Below are 22,193 nucleotides of genomic sequence, written 5' to 3' on the forward strand. Positions count from 1 at the left end.
TGCCGCGCTTTCAGGCATGGCGTACCTGCGTGATTGTCGGCGCCGTGGCAGGTTACGTCTCAGGCAGCTTGCGGTGCTGGGTCGATTGTATTTGGGCAGCAGTATTTTGATGTTTTTGCCCTGTATGTCCTTCTTGCCCGTGCTGGAGCATTACCCCAGGTTACAAGTGACGCGACTTTCATGCGGCGGTGCAGCCCCCTTGCAGTGATGCCGTTGGGGTAAGATGGCGCCGCGCTCCGGGGTGCACGCCAGTGCTGAGATCTACACCCGCGAACTTGACCCGGTTCATACCGGCGGAAGAAGAGCTTGCAAGCTGACCTCAGGGCAGTGCGTTCTCGCATGGTCAGCAAGCCTTCGGAGCATGATGTCCCCGCTCTCGAAGGAATTTCATGGACAAGGCCGCTTCGCTGGTCGCAGATCTGCTTGCTTTCATCGCAATGGATGACTGCACCGACGACCAGTTCAATCAACTCGCCCTGCGCCTTTTCGCCTACCAGTACGAATGCAATGCGCCGTTTCGCAGCTTTTGCCAGCGACGCGGTGCTACGCTGCGCACGGTCAGGAGCTGGCGCGATGTTCCGGCTGTGCCCATCGATGCCTTCAAGGCCATGGAGCTGCGCAGCGAGCCGCCGTCGTCCGCCGAGCGCGTATTCATGACCAGCGGCACCACGGGACGCGCTGCGCGCGGACGTCATTTCCATCCGCAGCTCGATGTCTACGACCTGTCCATGAAGCGCTATTTCGCCAGACGTTTCATGCAGGGGCTGGAGCGCATGCCCATGGGCATTCTGTTTCCCGATGAGCAGGCCATGCCCAATTCCTCGCTGGCCCACTATCTGGCCCTGGCCTGTTCCGAATTCGGCTCGGCAGGCAGCCGCTACTATCTGAACTCGGAAGGGCTGGACATGCCGGCCCTGTGTGCCGCGCTGGAAGAGTCCGAGCGCAGTGGCCAGCCGTTTGCGTTGCTGGGCGCGAGCTTCAGCCTGGTCCATGTGATGGATGCCCTGCGTGCGCAGGGCCGCAGCTTTCGCCTGCCTGCAGGCAGCCGCGTACTGGATACGGGCGGCTACAAGGGGCAGTCGCGCGAGCTGCCGCTCGAGCAGTTCTATGCCGAGCTTTCGCAGCTGCTGGGCGTGCCGCGCAGTCTGTGCATCAATATGTATGGCATGACGGAGCTGAGTACCCAGTTCTATGACGATGGCAATGCGATTCTGCCCTCGGTCAAGTCCGGTCCGCACTGGATTCGCTCGCGTCTGGTGGAGCCGATCACCGGCAGGGACGTGGCAGCTGGTGAGCGCGGCATTCTGGTGCATTGCGATCTGGCCAACTACAACGCGGTGACCACCATCCTGACCGAGGATGTGGGCCTGTGGGCCGGTCCGCAGGAAAAAGACGGCTTTTTGCTGCTGGGGCGCGCCGAGGGCGCCGCCGCCAAGGGTTGCTCGCTGGCGGTTGAAGAGTTTGTGAAAGCTGCCGGCGCATGAGCGAGCAGCGCAAGCTACAGCGTATCAAGGCAGGCTATCTGCCGGGCCTCGGCGACGACGAAGTGCAGTGGCAGACGCTGGACTTCGAGTCCCGCGACGGCCAGAGGCTGGAAGTCAGCGTGCCCGTGCTGACGGCGCCGCAGATGCAGGCACTGGCCTGCCGTGTGCGCAAGGCCGCGGCCGCCCATCTGCGCCCCATGCCGGTGGCCGAGATCATCGATGCCGTCGATCGTGCGATGGCCCGCCTGCTTGACCGTAACGACATCTACCGCCAGCAAGCCGAAGCCTGGCTGCCCGTGGTCAGCGGCTATGACGCCGATATGGTGCGGCTGGGGCTGACAGGATTTTTCAAGACCTTTCGTGCAGCGCAGCTCAAGCGCTTTGTGGCCGAGGATTTTGCCAATCCGGCAGTACTTGATGGTTTTCAACCGGCAGCCAAGGGCGGGGCCGTACGTGCTTTCGGCCCGGATCTGCTGGTGCATAGCTGGGCCGGCAACGTACCTGCGCTGTCGCTGTGGAGCCTGGTCTGCGGCCTGCTGGTCAAGGCCCCTGCGATTGGCAAGCTGGCCAGTGCCGAGCCCTTGTTTGCGGGATGGTTTGCACGCTTGCTAGCAGAGGTCCACCCGCCGCTGGCCGATTGCCTGGCCGTGGTGTGGTGGCGCGGTGCAGGTGGCGAGGAGGCCGACGCGCTCTATGCCCAGGCCGATACGGTGCTGGCCTATGGCGGCAACCAGACGCTGGATGCGTTGCGTCGTCGCCTGCCCGTGACGACGCGCTTTTTGCCCCATGGCCACAAGCTGGGCTTTGGCCTGATCGACGCGCAGGCGCTGGATACGCTCAAGGCTCCGGCCATGGCAAGGCTGGCGGCCTGGGACGTGATGCGCTATGACCAGCAGGGCTGCTACTCGCCCCATGTGTTCTATGTGCAGCGTGGGGCGCCGGTCTCTGCGCGTGCTTTTGCCGACTATCTGGCAGCCGAGCTTGCCAATCTGCAGCGACGATTTGCACGCCGCGAACTGGATCTGGAAGAAGGGGCGGCGCTGGCACGCTGGCAGCAGAACATGGAGTGGGGCGGTGAAGCACACCAGCTGCTGGGACCTGTGGATGCGCCCTGGAGCGTTGCCTACAGCGAGAGTCTTCAGCCCTTGGCACCGACCGCGCTGTACCGCACGATTGCCGTGGTGGCTGTGGACCGGCTCGATGCCGTGCTGCCCGTGGTGGCCGCTCAGCGCGACTATCTGCAGACCGCCGGCATTGCTGCCGGCCCCGAAGAGCTGTACCGCCTGGCCGGGCTGCTGGGTGCGGCTGGCGTTACGCGTATCAGCGCCATCGGCTCCATGAGCATGCCCGAGGCGGGATGGCACCATGACGGGCGCTTCAACCTGCTGGATCTGGTGCGCATGACGGAGATCGAGCAGTCGGCGGAACTTGCGGCCCAGCCGCTGGCTGATTATGCGGATTGAGGGGGCGGGTACAGCCGTGGCATTCATGGAATTCAAGCAGGCACGATTCAGCTACCCGGGACGAGTGCCCGTGGTGGATGGCGTGGACTGGCAGGTCGAGGCTGGAGAGTTTCACTGCCTGCTGGGGCGCAGCGGCTGCGGCAAGACCACGCTGCTCAAGCTGGCGGCTGGCCTGCTCAGGCCCCAGTCGGGGCATGTCTTGCTGCGCGGCACCGAACTGGCAGCGCCGGGGCCGCAACTGGGCTTTATGTTCCAGGCGCCGACGCTGCTGGACTGGCATACGGTGATCGACAACGTGCTGCTGCCTGTATCGCTGCAGCGCAAACCCACGCAGCAGGACCGACATGCAGCCATGCAGTTGCTGGAGCAACTGGGCCTTGCCGCCCATGCCCGGCTTTACCCTGGGCAGCTCTCGGGTGGACAGCAAAGTCGCGCGGCGCTGGCGCGAGCTCTGATTCTGGAGCCGCCGCTGCTGCTGCTCGACGAGCCTTTTGCGGCGCTGGATGCCATTACGCGTGCCGAACTGCAGGACGATTTGCTGCGCACCTGCCAGCGCCATGGCACGACGGTGCTCTTTGTTACCCACGACATCAACGAGGCTGTCTATCTGGGTGACCGCATTGCACTCATGCATGGCGGCCGCATCGTGGACGACTGGTCCGTCGAGCTGCCGCAGCCGCGCCAGCAGAGCCTGCGCCATGGCGCGGCGTTCAACGACTATTGCGCGCGCATTCGCGCATCCATGGACCGGGGTGGCGCATGAGCGGCCTGCTGAACAGAACACACTGGCTGTCTGCCTCGCTTTTGATAGCTGTCATCGCAATATGGGAACTGGCTGCGAGGCAATTTGGTTTGTCGGCGCTGGTGTTGCCCGCGCCCTCGGCGGTGGCGCTGTCGCTGTGGTCGGGTCTCGCGTCCGGCTATTTCTGGCCGCATCTCTGGGCTACCTTGCAGGCCTTGCTGCTGGGGCTACTCGTCGGCAGTGCCGTGGGCTTGCTGGCTGGCATGGCTCTGGCCGAGTCCGAGTTGCTGGAGCGCGTGCTCAAGCCCTATGTGGTGGTCAGCCAGGTCGTGCCCAAGCTGGCTCTGGCGCCGCTGTTCGTGCTGTGGTTCGGCTTCGGCATGCTGCCGACGGTGCTGATCACGGCGCTGATCTGCTTTTTCCCATTGATGGAAAACACATTGACGGGCCTGCGGCAGGTGGATGGCCAGCGCCTGCAGCTGTTTCGCATGCTGGGCGCAACCAGGCTGCAGACCTTGCTGCGCCTGAAACTGCCGACCGGACTGCCCGCGATTCTGGCCGGGCTGCGCGTGGCCGTCGTGCTGGCGCTGGTCGGTGCCGTGGTGGCCGAGTTCATGGGCGCAAGCCAGGGCCTGGGCGCCGTGGTCATTGCCGCCCAGGGAATGATGGACACCACGCTGATGTTTGCGGCGCTGGTGCTGATCGCCGCCATGGGCCTGCTGCTGTATCAGGCCTGCCTTGTTCTGGAGCGCTATTTGCTGCGCTCTCATCACTTTTCAACCTCGCAGTCGGGCGACCGGGCCTGACTGCATCTTCAAACCATTTGTCATGCACTCCAGCAACCAGACTTCGTTCATCTCTCGCCGCAGCCTGCTCGGCGCCTGTGCAGGCCTGAGCGGCCTTGCCATGACCGGCACCAGCATGGCGGTTCCTCTGCAGGGCAAGATTCGCCTGGCGGGCTGGAGCAAGCCCATCAGCGAGATCACCAATATTCTGGTTGAGCCCGAAAAAGGCTTCTTCAAGGCGAACGGCGTGGAACTGGCCTATCTGCCCGGAGCAGGCGGCGGCGATGCGATTCGCAACATCCTCAGCGGCCAGGCCGACGTGGCGTTTACCGATCCCGGCTCCTTCTTCATGGCTCTGGACAAGGGCGAGAAGCTGGTGGCGATCTACGACATCTATCCGCAGAACGTGTTCAATGTGGTTTCGCTCAAGTCCTCGGGCATTCGCAAGCCCGCAGACCTCAAGGGCAAGAAGATCGGTGTCTACAGCCTTGCCAGCGGCACGCGCCAGAACCTGTTGGTGATGCTGCATCAGGCCGGCCTCAAGGAGTCGGATGTGAGCATTGTCGTGACCGGCCTGTTGAACTTTGCGCCCCTGATGCAAGGGCAGGTTGACGCCACGGCCGCCACGGATACCGGCCTGGCTGTGGGACTGCGCAAGGGCATAGGCGAAGTCAATGTGATGCAGGTCAGCGACCACCTCAATATGTCCAGCGACATGTTTGTGGTGCGCGAGGAGGTGTTCCAGCAGAAGAAGGACTTGCTCAAGGCATTCGTCAAGGGCTACCGCGAAAGCGCTGCCTGGATGATGGCGAATCCCGAGGAGGCCTCGGTGCTGGCCAGCAAATATGCCATCGACGGCACGCGTCGCGATATCAATCTGGATGTGATCCGCCTGCGTAACGCCTCTTCCATGCCGGCAGTCCAGGGCCAGCCGCTGGGCAGTTTCGATATGGCTGCGCTGCAAAAAGGCGCCGATGCCTATCGTGCGCTGGGCATGGTGCAGCGTCAGATCAAGGTGGCGGATGTGGTTGTGCCGCTGTAAATCTCCCCTTGGAGGCGCGTTGCCTGGGCGGCCTCGCGCCTTGGGGGAGGACAGCATCGCAGCGGGGCGGCGAGGCCGCCAAGGTCCTTGCCTGCTGTCTCTTCCCTGGGATCTGCCAGTGTTTGAACGGAAATCGTGAATATGAGTCAGTCTTCTTCAATGGGCTTGCGCGGCAAGGTGGTGCTGGTGACGGGCGCCAGCCGCGGCATCGGTGCGGCGATTGCCCTGGCGTTTGCGCGCGAGGGTGCGACCGTGGCCGTCAACTACCTGTCCAATGACGAGGCTGCAGCCAGCACCGTGGATGCCTGCCTGGCCGCGGGCAAGGACTCGGGCGGCGATGCCTGGGCGGTCAAGGCCGATGTGGGCTCGCCAGAGGCGGTGCAGGGCATGGTGGACGGCATCGTGCGCGAAGCGGGGGGCATCGACATCGTGGTCAACAATGCCTTCAGGCCCTATGCATTCGATCCGGAACGCCGCAGCCGTTTTGACGATCTGCAATGGGCGGACTATCAGGCCCAGTTCGACGGGGCCGTCGGTGCAAGCTTCAATGTCTGCCGTGCGGTGCTGCCGTTGATGCGCCAGCGCGCGCGCGGCAGCATTGTCAACATTGTCAGCAATCTGGTGGAGCAGCCAGTCGTTGCCTATCACGACTACACGACATCCAAGGGGGCTTTGCTGGCCTTCAGCCGCAATCTGGCCAGCGAGCTTGGGCCAGTAGGCATCCGCGTCAACTGTGTAGCACCCGGGTTGGTCTATCCCACGCAGGGTACGCAGGACAGCAAGGAGTCTTTTCGTGAATCGCTGATGGCGGCCACGCCGCTGCGGCGGCTGGCACGGCCCGAAGATGTGGCGGGGCCGGTGCTGTTCCTGGGGTCGGAACTCAGCGGTTTCATGACCGGGCAGCTGCTGCTTGTCGACGGCGGTCTGGTGATGCGCTGAGCTGCCGTGCAGCAAGGCAAAGCCTGCCTGCCTTCTTGACCTTACTGCTTGGCGGTTGCCTGGGCGTGATCTATCGCATCGATGATGGCCACGCCGGTCTGCTGCACGCCGGGAGCGTTGAAGCCGGGGCCTGGCGTGACGGCAGGGTGGCTGAGCAGCTTCTCGGCCATGCTGGGTGGCGCGGCAGGCGCGGCGCTGGCCTGTGCGGGGGCGGGCTGCTTGGCGGCCGGCTCGGGAGCGGCTTGCTCGGTGGACTTTAGATAGTCGTTGTAGCGCTTGTAGGCCTGACGGTCGGTACGGGTCTGCTCTTGCTGCTGCGAATGCTTGAGATATTGATAGGCGACCGTGCCCAGAATCAGTGCTGCCACCAGAAACGCGGCAATAGCGGTGACGACGAGGTTTTCGTCGGAGCGCTGAGGCGATTGACGGACGGCGGTGGGCATGGGGCGGGAAGCTGGCATCTGGGAAAGCATGTCCGAGCAACCGAGACTCGGACCTGATCGGTATCTAACTGTTTTCAGCGTATCAAAAATAGCGGGTTCAGGCCTTCAGATCGGCAGTTTTTTCCAGAACTTCAGTCGGAAATGTCCGAAACCTTGGTCGTGAGCAAGTTTGTCGCGCAAAAAAGCCGGTACGCCCTGGGCGGTACCGGCTTTTGCAGCTTTGCCTGCTATCAGGCAGCGACGGCTTGTGCTTGCTCGATCTGAGCCTTGGCTGCTTCCATGGCGGCAGCCTTGGCGTCGGGGCCCATGGCCACGCCTTCGGCACGAACGATGGTCACGTCGGTCACGCCCATGAAGCCGAAGATCACCTTCAGGTAGCTTTCCTGGTGCTCCATGGCCTGGCCCGCTTCGCTGGTGGAGTATGCGCCGCCGCGAGCGGAAGCGACGATGACCTTCTTGTCGCCGGCCAGACCCACGGGGCCGGTGGCGGTGTACTTGAACGTACGGCCAGCCTGGGCGATGCGGTCCAGCCAGGCCTTCAGCTGCGAGGGGATGGTGAAGTTGTAGAAGGGGGCACCCACCACGATCACGTCAGCAGCCAGGAATTGGCTGACCAGCGCTTCGGAGACGGCGTTTTCCTGGCGTTCGACTTCGGTGGCAGCGGCCTGGCCGGTGCGAAAGCCCAGAGATTGCGCGCTCAGGTGGCTGGGGGCGCTCACGGCCAGGTCCAGGTAGTCCACCTTGGCTTCGGGGTTGGCCTGCTTGAGGTTGGCAACGATATCGGCTGTCAGGGAGCGGGTAACGGAACTGGAGCCAGTGATGGAAGAGTCGATGTGCAGGATTTGCATATTGGTACCTATACCTCTAAAAATGAGTAAAAGAGCACTTCTTGCCCAGCTCAGATGCTGCGTTGCGGCAAAACAGTGATTCGTTTTGAATTGCAATGGGATAGATTGTAGATTTGTTTAGATTTGGCAATAAGTCTGCAAAAATGCGATAGATCGTTCCAAATATCAATTCAATCGAGTCCAAGGATATATGCATGGTGGATCTCAACGACATGCTGTACTTCGTCGAAGTGGTCGAGCGCGGCGGCTTTGCCGCTGCGGGGCGGGCACTGGGTATTCCCAAGTCGCGCCTCTCGCGCCGTGTTGCTGAACTTGAGGCCCACCTTGGGGTGCGCTTGCTGCAACGCACCACCCGCAAGCTGTCTCTGACGCAAGTGGGGGAGACCTTTCTGCGCCACGGCCAGGCCATGCGCGATGCCGCCCTGGCAGCGTCGGATGCCGTGGCCGAAGTCCAGACCGAGCCGCGCGGCACCATTCGTGTGACCTGCCCGGTGACGCTGGCGCAGACCGTCCTGGGCGAGCTGATGCCCGAATTCCTCAAGCGCTGCCCGCTGGTGCAGGTGGAGATGCAGGTCACCAACCGCCCAGTCAATCTGGTCGAGGAGGGGGTTGATGTCGCATTGCGCGTGCGTGCCACGCTGGAGGACAGCGGCTCCATGGTCGTCAAGCGACTCGACAGCTCGCGCCAGATTCTGGTGGCCAGCCCCGATCTGCTGCAGCGCCAGGGCACGCCCAGGTCCCTGGAGGACTTGCAGTTGCTGGACAGCATGGCGATGACGGCAGTCGACGGTCATTCCAGCTTGCTGCTCGTCGGGCCCGAAGGCAAGGAGCACCGGCTGCAGCTACAGCCGCGCTATGTGGTCGATGACTTGCTGACGCTGAAATTTGCGGCCCTGGCCGGCAGCGGCATGTGCTGGCTGCCTGACTATATGTGTCAGGACGAATTGACCCGGGGCACTCTGGTGCAGTTGCTGCCGCAATGGGCACCTCCGCGCGGCATCGTGCATGCGGTGTTCCCCTCGCGGCGTGGGTTGGCACCGGCGGTGCGGCATTTCCTGGACTTCCTTGGGGAGCGCATGCCGGGCAGCAGCATCTCTGCCGTGCAAAAGGCAGCATCGGCCTCGGCGCAGCATTAGCTTCTGCCCATAAGATAACAACAAAACATTCGTTGGGATTTGGGCAGGCCTTGCCCACAATGACTGCCTTGTTATCAGATCAGGAGCACGCCGGGCTTTTTCCTCTGGCCCGGCTGGCGCTCCGAGATTACAGGAGGCAGCATGACATCCCCATTTCGCATCGTGATCGTGCCTGGCTGGCGCAACTCCGGTCCCGGCCATTGGCAAAGCCTGTGGGCTGAGCAGCTGGAAGGCGCCGTGCGTGTGCAGCAGCAGGACTGGCTGGTGCCGCACCGCGATGCCTGGGTGGCGGAGCTGGAAAGAGTCTTGCTCTCCGATGAACGTCCTGCCGTCATCGTGGCTCACAGCCTGGGCTGCATCACGACCGCGCATCTGGGCGAGGCTGCCGCGGCGCGCGTTCATGGCGCCTTGCTGGTGGCTCCTGCCGACCCCGAGCGCCGCGCCCAGCTTGCCGACTTCGCCCCCGTGCCCTATGCGCCGCTGCCCTATCGCAGCGTGCTGGTGGCCAGCAGCAATGATCCGTTCTGCCCCATTCGCCGTGCGGGCGCTTATGCCAGGGCCTGGGGCAGCGAGCTGGTGCGTTTGCAGAACGCCGGACATATCAATATCGAGTCGGGCTTCGGAGCCTGGCCACTGGGGCTGGCACTGCTGCAGTCGCTGACCGAGCAGGGCGGCTGGAATGCTCAGGCCTCGGCCCGGCCCTTGCAGGCAGCTGCACTTGCGGCCTGAAATTCCGGGGTTGCTTCTCTTTGGTGCTTCTTTTTTGATAGCTGCATGCACTTGCTGGTAGAGCGCTTACGGCTATTTTTTACCTTGAATTCGCGTGCTGTTTTATTCTTTATATTGAATTTCAGAAAAACAAAGAAAAATATATTCTTTTGAGTTTTAAGGAGTCGTTCGCACAATGTGTACATCTATACACATTGCTCAAGAAAAGGCAGCGAACCATGCATTCCGTGAAGCTCAAGACATTGTTGGCATCCATCGCACTGGCAGCAGCAGGCGCTGCCTCGGCACAGACTCAACTGCTCAATGTCTCCTATGACGTGGCCCGCGAGTTCTACAAGGATTACAACGCTGCATTCATCGCCCATTACAAGAAGACCAAGGGCGTGGACATCAAGGTGGATCAGTCCCATGGCGGCTCCAGTGCCCAGGCCCGCGCCGTCAATGACGGCCTGGCTGCCGATGTGGTGACTTTCAACACGACCACCGATGTGGATTTCCTGGCCCAGAACGGCGTGGTCGCCAAGGACTGGAACAAGAAGTTCCCGCATGACGCATCGCCCACTACATCGACCATGCTGTTCCTGGTGCGCAACGGCAATCCCAAGAACATCAAGGACTGGTCCGATCTGGTGCGCCCAGATGTGAAGGTCGTGGTGGTCAACCCCAAGACCGGTGGCAATGGTCGCTACGCCTATCTGGCAGCCTGGGGTTCGGTGCGTGAAAAGGGCGGCACCGATGCACAAGCGGCCGAATTCGTGCAGAAGCTCTACAAGAACGTGCCTGTGCTGGGCAAGGGCGGCCGCGATGCGACCAGCATCTTCTTGCAGCGCAATATCGGCGATGTGCTGATCACCTTCGAATCCGAAGTCGTGTCCGTGGACCGTGAATTCGGCCAGGGCAAGGTCGACGCGGTCTACCCATCGGTGAGCATCGTGGCCGAGAACCCTGTGGCTGTGGTCGAGCGCACCGTCGCCAAGAAGGGCACGACCCAGCTGGCCACCGACTATCTGCAATGGCTGTACTCCGACGAAGCCCAGGAAATCGCAGCCAAGCATGCGATCCGTCCTCGCTCCGAAGCGGTGCTCAAGAAGCACGCCGACCAATTCAAGCCCATCAAGCAGTTCACCGTGGCCAAGTACTTCGGTTCGCTGACCGAAGCGCAGAAGGTGCACTTCAACGATGGCGGTCAGTTCGACAAGCTCTACACCCCCGGTAAATAAAGACTCCCCCTGAGCGGCCATGCCGCTTTCCCCTCTCTCGCTGCGCGGGAGGGGGCGACGCCCCAAGCGTAAGGGGCGGCCCTTGCTCGGCGTCCCTGTGGGGCGCCTGCCTGTTCATAGGCCCGGCATGTTGGCTGCAATCACTTTTTCTACATTGCCTTTTGAATATGTCCTCTGCTGCTCTAGCCCCACGCAAGGCGCGTAGTGCCAAGCGAGTGTTGCCCGGTTTCGGGTTGACGCTGGGCTACACCATTTTCTATCTGAGCATCATCGTGCTTATCCCGCTGGTAGCCCTGCTGTTCAAGAGCTTCTCATTGACCTGGGAGCAGTTCTGGACTGCGGTATCGGCGCCGGCCGTGGTCGCTTCCTACGAGCTGTCCTTCACCATGTCCTTTATTGCGGCCTGCGTGAACGTGGTGTTCGGCATGCTGATCGCCTGGGTGCTGGTGCGCTACCAGTTCCCCGGCAAGAAGGTGGTGGATGCGCTGGTCGATCTGCCGTTTGCGCTGCCTACGGCCGTGGCCGGTATCTCGCTGTCGGCGCTGTATGCGGGCAATGGCTGGATCGGACAGTACTTCGAGTCGTTGGGCATTCAGATGGCCTACAACCCCAAGGGCATCGCCATTGCACTGATTTTCATCGGTCTGCCTTTTGTGGTGCGTACCGTTCAGCCGGTGCTTGAAGACTTCGAGAAGGAGCTGGAAGAGGCGGCAACCAGCCTGGGCGCATCGCGCTGGCAGATTTTCTACAAGGTCATACTGCCGCATATCGGTCCGGCGCTGCTGACCGGTTTTGCCATGGCTTTTGCGCGCGCCGTGGGTGAATATGGCTCGGTGATCTTCATTGCCGGCAACATTCCCATGGTCTCGGAAATCACTCCGCTGATCATCATGGCCAAGCTGGATCAACACGATGTAGCCGGTGCCACGGCCGTGGCCGTGGTGATGCTGCTGATCTCTTTTGTATTGCTGCTGCTGATCAACGCACTGCAGGCATGGCAGCGCAAGGCGCAGGGAGGCCGCTGATGTCTTCGATTCACGCAGCGATTCAGGCGCTGTTTCCCAATCTGCTGCCCATCTGGGCGCATCTTTTCACCATCGTCGCCATTGCTCTGCTGGTCCTGGTCGCGCTCTACAAGATCACGGCCCCGCCCAAGAGCGCCAAGCTGGAGAAGATGACCACGACCGAGCCGCGCTGGGTGCGCTGGGTTCTGACCACAGTGGCCCTGCTGTTCATGCTGATCTTCCTGATCCTGCCGCTGCTGTCCGTCTTTGGCGAGGCGCTGCGCAAGGGCTGGGATGTCTATGTCACGTCGCTGGGCGAGCCTGATGCGATCTCGTCCATCAAGCTCACGTTGATCACGGCGCTGATTGCCGTGCCCCTGAATCTGGTCTTCGGTGTGGCCGCCGCCTGGTGCATCGCCAAGTACGAGTTCAAGGGCAAGGCCTTTTTGACCACCTTGATCGATCTGCCATTCTCCATCTCGCCCGTGGTTGCCGGTCTGATGTACGTGCTGGTGTTTGGCGCCAACGGCTGGCTGGGCCCCTGGCTGGCCAAGCATGAGATCCAGATCATCTTTGCCGTGCCCGGCATCGTGCTGGCCACCGTGTTCGTGACCTTTCCCTTCATCGCCCGTGAACTGATCCCGCTGATGCAGGCCCAGGGCAGCGACGAAGAGCAGGCCGCCATTGTGCTTGGTGCCTCGGGCTGGCAGACTTTCTGGAATGTCACCCTGCCCAATATCAAATGGGGTCTGGTCTATGGCGTGATTCTGTGCAACGCCCGTGCCATGGGCGAGTTCGGTGCCGTGTCCGTGGTCTCCGGCCATATCCGGGGCCAGACCAACACCATGCCGCTGCATGTGGAAGTGCTGTATGCCGACTATCAGGCAGCAGCCGCCTTTGCCGTGGCATCGCTGCTGGCGCTGCTGGCGCTGGTGACACTGGTGATCAAGTCCCTCGCCGAATGGCGTGCCGAGCAGCAGGCCAGGGCCGCTGCCGAAGCACCGCCCGAGCGCCCAGGCCAGATCAGCCTCGCAACGAACAAAACCGCCAAGGCAGCCTGAGCTGCCCGGATCAGAACAAGAGATTCATCATGAGTATCGAAATTCGTAATGTCAGCAAGCAGTTCGGCGATTTTCAGGCCCTGCGCGATGTGAGTCTGGATATCAAATCGGGCGAGCTGATCGCCTTGCTCGGCCCATCGGGCTGCGGCAAGACCACGCTGCTGCGCATCATCGCGGGTCTGGAGACCGCCGATGTGGGCAGCATCCACTTCAGCGGTGAAGACACCACCGATGTGCATGTGCGAGACCGCAACGTGGGCTTTGTGTTCCAGCACTACGCGCTGTTCCGTCATATGACGGTGTTCGAGAACGTGGCTTTTGGCCTGCGTGTCAAGCCGCGCAAGGAACGCCCCAGCGAGGCAGTGATCAAGGAAAAGGTCATGAAGCTGCTCAAGCTGGTGCAGCTGGACTGGATTGCCGAGCGCTATCCATCGCAACTCTCGGGCGGCCAGCGTCAGCGTATCGCACTGGCCCGTGCCCTGGCTGTCGAGCCCAAGGTGCTGCTGCTTGACGAGCCCTTTGGTGCGCTGGATGCCAAGGTACGCAAGGAGCTGCGACGCTGGTTGCGCCAGTTGCACGACGAGCTGCATGTGACCTCCATCTTCGTGACCCACGACCAGGAGGAGGCCCTGGAAGTGGCGGATCGCGTGGTGGTCATCAACCAGGGCAAGATCGAACAGGAAGGCACGCCCCAGCAAGTCTGGGACAACCCCGCCACACCGTTTGTCTATGGCTTCCTGGGCGATGTGAATCTGTTCAAGGGTCGTGCCAGCGATGGCCGGGTCTATCTGGATGAGGGCATGCAACTGGACAGCAGCGATGCGCGCGGTGCCCAGGACAGCCAGGCTTTTGCCTATGTGCGACCCCATGATCTGGAAGTGGAGCGCTATTCCCCGGGCCAGAACCTCGACGCCCAGGGGCGCCCCACAGGCATCGTGGCTCAGCTTTCGCGCGCCATTGTGGTCGGCCCCATTGCAAGGCTGGAACTTATTCCCTCCGAGACCACACCAAATGCCAGCCATGCCGGGGAAGACGGGTTGATTGAAGCCCAGATTCCCGCACAGCAGTTCAAGGACATGGGTCTGCGCGAAGGTGAAACCCTGGTGGTGACGCCGCGCCGGGCCAAGGTGTTCCTGGATGAGGCGGCTGGGATTTGACACCCCCTGAGGCGCTACGCGCCTTACCCCTGCCTCTCAGGCGGGAGTCTCAGAGTCGCCGAGAGGCGGCTCTGGCTTGCTGTCTCCTGCGAAGGAGTCGTGCAGGCATCAGAGGGCGTTATCCTTGGTGCTGGCATGATTCAGAAATTTCGCAGAAAGAATATTGATGCTTCAATGGTTTGAAACCGCGCCGCGGCGCATCCTGGCGCTGATCAGCGTCGCCTGTGTGGCCATGCTGGCGTTTGGCCTTTACCTGCAGCATGTGGTGGGCCTGGAGCCTTGCCCCATGTGCATCGTGCAGCGTTATGCACTGATTTTGGTAGCTATCTTCACAGGGCTGGCAAGCTTAAGAGGCCAAAAAGGCTGGTGGATGAGCTTTGGCATTCTGGCCCTGTTGGCCAGCGGTTTCGGTGCGTTTGTGGCGGCACGTCAAAGCTGGCTGCAGTGGTATCCACCCGAGTTTGCGACCTGCGGCCGTGACTTCTACGGAATGATCGAGCACTACTCCTTCAGCCGCTCCATTCCGATGATCTTCCAGGGCTCTGGCGACTGTGCAGCCATTGACTGGACTTTGCTGGGCGGCTCCATTGCCAACTGGTCGTTTGTCTGCTTTGTGGCGTTTTTCGTGATTCTGGCCATGCTGTTGCTCAAGGGCGTAAAGCGCTGAATCCCGGCGACATCCAAACTATGAAGCCCTGGCAAGCGTAAGCTGCCGGGGCTTTTTCATGGCTCTGAAACACTGGCCGTAGCTGTCACTCCAGCAGCTACAGCCATGGTTTCACCATTAGAGGCTTTCCATGCTCTCGCCAACAAATGTCGGCCCCTTGCTGCCGGGCAACCAGCCCGGATAGGTTTCCATGACTTCGGCAAACAGGGCCGAGTCAATCCAGCGCTGCAGCCAATGCTGCAGATGAGGCCAGGGCTGCTCGTTCCACTGCGCTTCGTCGATGCGCGCGTACTGGCGCACAAAGGGGCGCAGCGCCATATCGGCCAGACTGGGGTTGAGGCCGAACAGATAGCCGGTTTCCTCGAGCTGATCGTTCAGTGCGGACAACCAGGTAAGGGCATCGGCCTGGGCCTGGTTCACGGCCTCGGCATCGTGGCGCTCGGGGTATTTGCAGCGATCAAGAGCCTGTTTGAAGAAGCTGTCGTTGCGCTCGATCAGAGTCAGCATGTCCTCCAGGCTGCCCTGCGTGGGTTGCAGCCAGCCATCGGGGTCGTTGCCGCGCAGCGCATGCTGCATCACTTCCAGGCTTTGATCAATGACTTTTCCGTCCTGCAGCACCAGCACGGGCACCGTGCCCTTGGGCGATGCGTCGAGCAGTGCCTGTGGCTTGTTGCGCAGATTGATTTCACGCAGTTCGCACGCCAGGCCCGCATGGGCCAGCGCCAGACGGGCGCGAATGGCGTAGGGGCAGCGACGAAAGGAGTACAGGACGGGCAGGGTGGCGGCGGCAGTCAAGGCAGGTATCTGATGAGATGAATGAAACCAAAGCGCCATGGCGCTTGCTGGGCGTGTACTGTACCCGTTGCCCTGAAGCCATGCAGACCTGTGCGGCTTAGATGTTTTGGAGTACTCACGGATTGATGTCTTGAAACAATTGGAGTGAAACGGTTTTAGCCATTAAAGAGCGCTGGTTTCAGTCGGTTTGCAACTGGGTCATCAGCCATTGTCTGAAGGTTTGCAGGGCGGCACTGGCCTGACGCGATTTGAGATAGGTCAGCCAGTAGGCGCCGGTGTCGACCTCATGGGCAAAAGGGCGCACCAGCCGGCCCTGTTGCAGCATGTGCTCGAACATGCGTGCGGGCAGCAGGGCAATGCCTGCGCCCTGAGCGGCGGCCTCGGCCAGCGTTAGCGAAGAGTCGAACATGGCTCCGCGCGCCAGCGGGGCTGCCTGGTCAAGGCCGGCAAACCAGCCTTCCCATTCCTGGGTGCGATAGGAGCGCAGCAAGGTTTGCCGGGCCAGGTCGGCAGGCTCGCGCAGCTGTTGTGCCAGCATGGGGGTGCACATGGGCGAGAGCGGCGCGCGCAGCAGCATCTGCGCGTGCGTGCCATGCCAGGCACCGTCGCCAAAGCGCACGGCGGCGTCCAGTCCTTCGCCGGCCAGATCCACGCGATTGTTATTGGTCAGCAGCCGAAGATCTATGTAGGGGTGCAACTGCTGGAACTGGCTCAGCCTGGGGATCAGCCAGCCTATGGCAAAAGTGCCGACCACGCCCACGGTCAGAATCTCGCGTGGTCGTGGCTCTGCCACCTGCTGCAGCGATTGCTCTATGCGCTCAAAGCTTTGTGCCACCACGGGCCACAAGGCTTGGCCTTCGTCGGTCAGGGCCAGGCCGCGCGGCAGGCGGCGAAACAAAGGCTTGCCCAGGCGCTCTTCGAGATTGCGGATGTGCTGGCTGACGGCGGCCTGCGTCACATGCAGTTCCTGCGCGGCGCGAGTCAGGCTCTGGTGACGGGCGGCTGCATCAAACATGCGTAAGGCGTTCAGTGGTAGCTGCATATCTCAAACAAGATAAAAGTTTTTCTAATGGATGGTGTCAATTATTACTGCTGGTTCATACGAATCTACCGATTTATGCTTCAAACCATGACAGTTAACCAAAAGAGGATCTTATGCAGCGACGCAGCATGCTGACAACAGGGCTGGCCTTGGGGCTGGGGGCCTGGGGACTGAGCGGCTGTGCTTTTATCTCCAAGCAGCAAGCCGCAGCAGCGAGAACATTGAGTGACGAGTTGGCGGCGCTGGAGATTCAGGCCCAGGGCCGATTCGGCCTGTATGTGCTGGATACTGTCAGCGGCGCCGAGGCGGGTTGGCGCGGCGATGAGCGCTTTCCCATGTGCAGCACCTTCAAGACCTTGTTGGCCGCACGCATGCTGTATCTGGCACAGCGAGATGAAATTCGACTGTGGCGCAAGCTCTATTACTCTCCTTCCGAAGTCGTGGCCTGGTCGCCGATATCCGAAAAACGCGCGGGTGCCAATGGCGGCATGACGGTGCAGGAACTGTGTGAAGCGATGGTGCTTGTCAGCGACAACACGGCGGCCAATGTGCTGCTGGAAGCCAGCGGCGGGCCGGCGGCACTGACGCAATGGCTGCGCGAACTGGGGGACGGTACCACCCGGCTGGACCGCAACGAGCCTTCGCTGAACACTGCGCTGCCCGGCGATGAACGCGACACAACGACGCCGCAAGCCATGGTGCAAAGTCTGCAGAAGCTGCTGCTGGGCGATGTGCTGGAGGGCTATGCCCGCGCCCTGTTGCAGCAATGGCTGGTGGACAGCCGTACCGGTGACAAGCGCGTGCGTGCAGGCATGCCCGGCGACTGGACAGTGGGCGGCAAGACAGGCAGCGGCGAGAGGGGCACGGCTTGCGACACTCTCATCGTCTGGCCTACCGCACAATCTGCGCCGCTGCTGGTGACGGCGTATCTGACCGGCAGCTCGCTCGATGGGACGGGGCGCGAAGCCGTGTTGGCCAGGGCTGGCGAAGCGATCAAACGCTGGTATTACACGATCTGAACCAGCGGCGGTCATTTCGATCGTGGGCAAGGATCTTGCATGCCTGCAGGCTTGGGGGAAGCGCTGTTACAGAAGCCTGACCGTCCACTCGATTGCAGTCCGCAGGACGTTCTGTGGGCTTGCCTTTCAGGCTTGAGGTTTGCTGCCAGGCAGGGCAGGGGGCTGGCCAATCACAAGTCCTGTCCGAGCCTTGCGCTTGAACTTGGGTGGGCCCGGCAGCAGTTGTTGCGCCTGAATGGCTGACCGCAGGAGATGACCCGGGGCGGAACTCACCCAGTCGCGCCAGCGATGCAGACGCAAGTTCAAAGCTTGTGGCGACGCCGGCTCTGCATTGATGCGAAGAGGTGTCGAGATCTGCTATTTAATGAGATTGATTCTCATTTTCTGATAGAGTCTGCGCTTTCCCGCTCCGTAGCTGCATGTTTTGCGGCCGATTCCAGAGCCTGGGCGGCATGCCTCGCAAGAGGTCGAGGTGTACCCGTGGTTGCGCACTATTACGCAGAACTCGTCAGTTTCTTTGCTCGCTCGCTCAATAGCCGGGATGCGGCTGCGGAGGTCGTGCAGGAAAGCTATGCCCGCGTCTTTGCCATGCAGTCGCGAGAGCTTGCGGTACGGGATTTGCGAGCACTGCTGTTTCGTACCGGCAAGAACATTGTCATCGACGATGCGCGCCGCCGCGCTGCAGAAGCACGCATGCTGGAAACCCTGGCGGTGGTGGGGGCCGACGAGGTGCCCTCGGCCGAGCGTCAGGTGCAAGGGCGACAGCAACTGGTCTTGCTGTCACGGCGCCTGCAAGCCATGCCGCGCAAGCGCCGCGAGGTGTTTGTGCTGGTGCGCATCTATGGCTTCAGCCATGCCGAGGCAGCAGCGCATATGAATATCAGCGAAGCCGCCATCGAAAAACACGTGGTGCGTGCCGTCTGCGATTGCATGGGGCTCAAGTCATGAAGGCCGAGATGACCGAGCGCAAACGGCTGGAATACGCCTTGTTGCTGATTGCTCGCCAGCATGGCGCAAGTACCGAAGCTGCGCAGGTAGCGGCAGAGGCGCTGGAACGCTGGCGTGCCAGTGAGCCCGCGAATGAACTGGCGGCCCAGGCTGCCATGGCGGGCTGGGCGCAGACCGATGGCAGTGCTTTGCAAGGCGATATGCCCATGCCCGCCACCCAGTCGGCGCGTGCGCAGCAGACGCGCCGTCGCGCGCTGTCCGTGCTGGGGGTGGCTGGTGTGGCAGGCCTTGCCGGCATGCTCGGCCGCTGGCATTGGCTGCAGCCACTGGAGCAAATCGCGCTGCATACAGGCCATGGACAGCAATTGAGCCGCCATCTGGCCGATGGCAGCCAGCTCGATCTGGCGCCTGGCACCGATGCCTCGGTGGTGCTCTACCGTCAGCGCCGCGAGATCCATCTGCGCCAGGGCGAAATTCGGCTCGACGTGGCCCATGATGCACAGAGGCCGTTGGAGGTCCACACGGCCCTGGGCCGGGTGCGTGTGCTGGGTACGGTTTTCTCTGTGGCCTTTCGGCCTACCGGCCTGCAGGTCAGCGTCGCCCAGGGCCGTGTGGCCGTGTGGCAGCAAGCCCGCATGGCGGATCAGTACCCCGATGCCATGCTGGGCGCCGGCCAAGGCCTGCGCATCTATGCAGGCGGCGAGCTCGCGCACTACTCGCTCAATGTTTCGGATGTGGGGGCCTGGCGCGAAGGCTGGCTGGTGTTCGACCGCACGCCGCTGACCGAAGTCGTGGCGCGTTGGAATGACTACCTGGCTCAGTCAATGATGTTGGACGATGGGGCTTCTTTGCAATCCCTGCGATTGACCGGCAGCTTCAAGCTGCGCGAGCCTGCCATCTTCATTGCCAGCCTGTCGCGCTCCCTGCCGGTGCGCGTGGAGCAACTGGCCGATGGCCGCACCGTCATCCGTCGGCGCTGACGGCCGACAAGGCCGGATGAAAATTTTTGTCCGGTACAAGCTATTTCATGCGTCTTCACTGTGAAAGCACTTAGACAAGCACTTCACAGGATGTATTTGATGAAAAGAAATCACTCTCATTTTTCTTCTGTTCAAGAGGAGGGGATGGCTGCGGGTTCGCATTGCGGAGGTCTGCGCGCAGTGGCTTTGGCCAGTGCCATGGCCTGTTTGGCTTGGTCAGCTCTGGCGGTATTACCGACGGCTCATGCCCAGGTCGCCAGCAGCCAGACGGCCATGTCCACCTCGCGCAGCCTGAGCCTGCCTGCGCAGCCGCTGGGACAAGCATTGAATGCACTGGCCCGCATCTGGGGGGTGTCGGTCTCGGTTGACGCTGCATTGGTGGAAGGCCGCACGGCGCCAGCGTTGCAGGGCGTGCAGACCTTGAACGAGGCGCTGGCCAAGGCGCTTGCGGGGAGCGGACTGGAGGCTTTTCCTGTCGGGGCGGCCATCACCGTGCGTCGCCACAGCAGCCAGACCGGCATGCTGGGCGAGGTGACAGTGACGGCCCTGGCCCAGCGTGAAGCCACGGAAGGCAGCGGCTCGTATGCCGCCTCGCATGTGTCCCTGGGCAAAGGGCAGGACATCCGCGAGACACCGCAGTCGATCTCGGTGGTGACGCGCCAGCGCATTGAAGATCAGGCCATGAGCAATGTGGGGGAGGTGATGCAGCAGACCACCGGCGTGACGGTGGACTATGGCGGTGCGGGAGGGTTGGGCGGTGCTGCCACCAAGTTTCTGTCGCGGGGCTTCGAGATCAGCAATGTGCAGATCGACGGAGCCAGCGTGGACGCTTTCAGCCAGCAACTGTTCGACCCCAATCTGGCCATGTATGACAGCGTGCAGGTGGTGCGCGGCGCCAACGGCCTGTTCAGCGGCAATGGGGAGCCTGGCGGTGCCATCAATCTGGTGCGCAAGCGTCCCACGGCGCAAAAGCAGATTCTGGGCTCGGTGGGCGTCGGCAGCTGGAGTCGCAAACAGGCCGAGCTGGATGTTGCGGGTCCATTGAATGAAGCAGGGAGCCTGCGTGGTCGTGCTGTGCTCGCGCATTCTGACAAGGACTTCTTCTATCGCGGAGCGGAGTCGCGCAACAGCTTGCTCTACGGTATTCTGGAGGCCGATGTGACAAGCTCCACCCGTGTGAGTCTGGGAGCCAGCTACGACAAGCTCAGGGCCACTCCCTGGCGCGAAGGCCTGCCGCGTGCCGCCAATGGCGACGATCTGAAGCTGTCTCGCAAAACTGCGCTGATGGCGGGCTGGAGCCACTATGACAAGAGCGCCAAGGAGGTCTTTGCGCAGCTCGACCAGCAGCTGGCGGGAGACTGGAAGCTAAAGGCCCAGCTCAATTATCAGAAGGTGGACAGCGATGCGCGGCTGGCCAGCCTCAGCGGAGCCGTTGACCCTGCAACAGGTCTTGGCGCCAACTGGACCGGCTTTTCCAACGACTTTCGTTCGGAGAAAAAAAGCCTGGATGTGCATGCCAGCGGCCCGTTCTCGCTGTTCGGTCGCAAACACCGCTTGCTGCTCGGCGCGGACTGGAGCAAGGTCCGTGACGATCAGGACACCTATTACTCCGAGATGGATACGCCGCTGTCTCTGACCAATGTCTATGAGTTCGATCCCGGCAGAATTCCCCCTGCGGTACGCGAACGCATGACGCGCAGCTATCCCGGCTACGGCGCTACTCAAAAAGGCTTTTATGGTCGTGCCAACCTGAGCCTGACGGATCAGCTCACTGCCATTGTCGGAGGACGTTATGCCAGCTACTCCTACGACACGCCATACATCAACTACAACGCCGATGGCAGTGTTCGGGCCAGCGGTCGCGAGTACTACAGCGAAAGCGGCATCTTCACCCCCTATGCGGGCCTGGTGTATGACCTGGGCAACCAGTGGACGGCCTATGGCAGCGTGACCGAGATCCACAAGTCGCAGGCCAATATGCTGGCCGGGCCGGCACCGGGGGCCGCGCTGGACCCGATCAAAGGCCGCAGCTTCGAGCTGGGCATGAAGGGAGAACTCGCCGATGGCAAGCTCAATACAGCGCTGGCTCTTTACCGTATCGAGCGCAAGGGGCAGGCGGTGCGTGATCCGCGTTATCCGGAAACGGATGTGGGGAATCTGGGCCTGAGCTGCTGCTATGTCGCGCAGGGCAAGATCATCAGCCAGGGTGTGGACATGGAAGTGACCGGTCAGCTGGCACAGGGCTGGCAGTTGTTTGCCGGCTATACCTACAACCACAATCGCAACAAGACCGACCCGTCGCAACTGGTCTATAGCTCCATCACACCCAAGCACCTGTTCAAGCTGTGGAGCACGTATCAGTTGCAGGGTCAGCTCTCGCCATGGACGGTGGGCGGTGGCGTGACGCTGCAAAGCGCCACCTATGTCAGCGGCACGGCCAACAGCTACAACCCGGCATCGGGCCAATACGATGGCAATGCCGTTCCCTTCCGCTTCACCCAGGCCGGCTACGCCGTCTGGGGCGCCAGCGTGCAATACCGCATCAATCGCAACTGGTCGGCTGCGCTCAATGTGCACAATCTGTTCGACAAGACTTACTACAAGACGGTTGGGACCTCGGGCAGCGGCAACTGGTATGGCGAGCCGCGTAGCGTGCTGTTGACCTTGCGTGGCGCGTTCTGAGCGGGCT

Annotated in this window: 21 protein-coding genes and 1 riboswitch; of the genes, 17 read left to right on the top strand and 4 right to left on the bottom strand. The window is 61.9% G+C overall.

From position 1 onward, the window contains the following. Positions 1-227 precede the first annotated feature (227 nt). Positions 228-319: riboswitch (TPP riboswitch) on the top strand. Between the two features lie 70 nt (positions 320-389). From CSE6_RS06870 to CSE6_RS06895, 6 genes are all read left to right on the top strand, one after another. Then, positions 390-1,484, top strand: a complete 1,095-nt coding sequence (locus CSE6_RS06870; RefSeq protein ID WP_059440176.1) for a long-chain fatty acid--CoA ligase — start codon at positions 390-392, stop codon at positions 1,482-1,484. Beyond that, positions 1,481-2,947 carry an acyl-CoA reductase gene (locus CSE6_RS06875; RefSeq protein ID WP_059440177.1) on the top strand — a complete coding sequence of 489 codons (1,467 nt, stop codon included), beginning with the start codon at positions 1,481-1,483 and terminating at the stop codon, positions 2,945-2,947. The genes CSE6_RS06870 and CSE6_RS06875 overlap by 4 nt, the downstream gene beginning before the upstream one ends. A gap of 25 nt (positions 2,948-2,972) precedes the next feature. After that, positions 2,973-3,710: an ABC transporter ATP-binding protein gene (locus CSE6_RS06880; protein ID WP_238585647.1), complete on the top strand. Its 738-nt coding sequence runs from the start codon at positions 2,973-2,975 to the stop codon at positions 3,708-3,710. Beyond that, positions 3,707-4,495 carry an ABC transporter permease gene (locus CSE6_RS06885; RefSeq protein WP_059440179.1) on the top strand — a complete coding sequence of 263 codons (789 nt, stop codon included), beginning with the start codon at positions 3,707-3,709 and terminating at the stop codon, positions 4,493-4,495. The genes CSE6_RS06880 and CSE6_RS06885 overlap by 4 nt, the downstream gene beginning before the upstream one ends. A 22-nt stretch (positions 4,496-4,517) precedes the next feature. Then, positions 4,518-5,516 (top strand): ABC transporter substrate-binding protein, encoded by a 999-nt coding sequence (locus CSE6_RS06890; protein WP_003070876.1) that lies wholly within the window; start codon positions 4,518-4,520, stop codon positions 5,514-5,516. 141 nt (positions 5,517-5,657) lie between these two features. After that, a complete protein-coding gene (locus tag CSE6_RS06895) occupies positions 5,658-6,455 on the top strand; it encodes an SDR family oxidoreductase (RefSeq protein WP_059440180.1) in 798 nt (265 codons plus the stop codon). A 41-nt stretch (positions 6,456-6,496) separates the two neighbouring features. On the opposite strand, the gene CSE6_RS06900 is transcribed toward CSE6_RS06895, so the two are convergent. Next, positions 6,497-6,898, bottom strand: coding sequence for a hypothetical protein (locus CSE6_RS06900; RefSeq protein ID WP_059440181.1), 402 nt, complete (start codon positions 6,896-6,898; stop codon positions 6,497-6,499). Positions 6,899-7,128: 230 nt separating this feature from the next. After that, the gene (locus CSE6_RS06905; RefSeq protein ID WP_003067966.1) at positions 7,129-7,746 is read right to left on the bottom strand and encodes an FMN-dependent NADH-azoreductase; all 618 of its coding nucleotides are present in this window, start codon (positions 7,744-7,746) and stop codon (positions 7,129-7,131) included. A gap of 194 nt (positions 7,747-7,940) precedes the next feature. On the opposite strand from CSE6_RS06905, the gene CSE6_RS06910 reads away from it, so the two are divergent. From CSE6_RS06910 to CSE6_RS06940, 7 genes are all read left to right on the top strand, one after another. Next, positions 7,941-8,882: a LysR family transcriptional regulator gene (locus CSE6_RS06910; RefSeq protein WP_003067965.1), complete on the top strand. Its 942-nt coding sequence runs from the start codon at positions 7,941-7,943 to the stop codon at positions 8,880-8,882. 141 nt (positions 8,883-9,023) lie between these two features. Next, positions 9,024-9,611, top strand: a complete 588-nt coding sequence (locus CSE6_RS06915; protein WP_034352047.1) for an alpha/beta hydrolase — start codon at positions 9,024-9,026, stop codon at positions 9,609-9,611. A 218-nt stretch (positions 9,612-9,829) separates the two neighbouring features. Continuing rightward, positions 9,830-10,831: a sulfate ABC transporter substrate-binding protein gene (locus CSE6_RS06920; RefSeq protein WP_003079689.1), complete on the top strand. Its 1,002-nt coding sequence runs from the start codon at positions 9,830-9,832 to the stop codon at positions 10,829-10,831. Positions 10,832-10,998: 167 nt separating this feature from the next. Continuing rightward, on the top strand, positions 10,999-11,856 hold the full coding sequence (gene cysT, locus CSE6_RS06925; protein ID WP_034352054.1) for a sulfate ABC transporter permease subunit CysT: 858 nt from the start codon (positions 10,999-11,001) through the stop codon (positions 11,854-11,856). Then, positions 11,856-12,896 carry a sulfate ABC transporter permease subunit CysW gene (gene cysW / locus CSE6_RS06930; protein ID WP_034379617.1) on the top strand — a complete coding sequence of 347 codons (1,041 nt, stop codon included), beginning with the start codon at positions 11,856-11,858 and terminating at the stop codon, positions 12,894-12,896. The genes cysT and cysW overlap by 1 nt, the downstream gene beginning before the upstream one ends. A gap of 29 nt (positions 12,897-12,925) precedes the next feature. Then, complete coding sequence (locus CSE6_RS06935; protein WP_003055644.1) at positions 12,926-14,053, top strand: sulfate/molybdate ABC transporter ATP-binding protein; 1,128 nt, start codon at positions 12,926-12,928, stop codon at positions 14,051-14,053. A 166-nt stretch (positions 14,054-14,219) separates the two neighbouring features. Continuing rightward, complete coding sequence (locus CSE6_RS06940) at positions 14,220-14,720, top strand: disulfide bond formation protein B (RefSeq protein ID WP_034379578.1); 501 nt, start codon at positions 14,220-14,222, stop codon at positions 14,718-14,720. 117 nt (positions 14,721-14,837) lie between these two features. Here CSE6_RS06940 and CSE6_RS06945 read toward each other — a convergent pair whose 3' ends face one another. Then, positions 14,838-15,554, bottom strand: coding sequence for a glutathione S-transferase (locus CSE6_RS06945; RefSeq protein WP_059440182.1), 717 nt, complete (start codon positions 15,552-15,554; stop codon positions 14,838-14,840). A gap of 139 nt (positions 15,555-15,693) precedes the next feature. Further along, entirely contained in the window at positions 15,694-16,557 is an 864-nt protein-coding gene (locus CSE6_RS06950) for a LysR family transcriptional regulator (protein WP_003067957.1), read from the bottom strand. Positions 16,558-16,670: 113 nt separating this feature from the next. On the opposite strand from CSE6_RS06950, the gene bla reads away from it, so the two are divergent. The 4 genes from bla (at position 16,671) to CSE6_RS06970 (ending at position 22,186) form a co-directional block, all read left to right on the top strand. Then, positions 16,671-17,576, top strand: a complete 906-nt coding sequence (bla, locus tag CSE6_RS06955) for a class A beta-lactamase (protein ID WP_034392591.1) — start codon at positions 16,671-16,673, stop codon at positions 17,574-17,576. 480 nt (positions 17,577-18,056) lie between these two features. Then, on the top strand, positions 18,057-18,524 hold the full coding sequence (locus CSE6_RS06960; protein ID WP_059440184.1) for a sigma-70 family RNA polymerase sigma factor: 468 nt from the start codon (positions 18,057-18,059) through the stop codon (positions 18,522-18,524). Between the two features lie 8 nt (positions 18,525-18,532). Next, the gene (locus tag CSE6_RS06965; RefSeq protein ID WP_238585648.1) at positions 18,533-19,504 is read left to right on the top strand and encodes a FecR family protein; all 972 of its coding nucleotides are present in this window, start codon (positions 18,533-18,535) and stop codon (positions 19,502-19,504) included. Positions 19,505-19,648: 144 nt separating this feature from the next. Beyond that, complete coding sequence (locus CSE6_RS06970; RefSeq protein ID WP_059440186.1) at positions 19,649-22,186, top strand: TonB-dependent siderophore receptor; 2,538 nt, start codon at positions 19,649-19,651, stop codon at positions 22,184-22,186. Positions 22,187-22,193 lie beyond the last annotated feature (7 nt).

This window comes from Comamonas sp. E6 (genome assembly GCF_001010305.1).
In the GTDB taxonomy this organism is placed as follows: Bacteria; Pseudomonadota; Gammaproteobacteria; order Burkholderiales; family Burkholderiaceae_C; genus Comamonas; species Comamonas thiooxydans.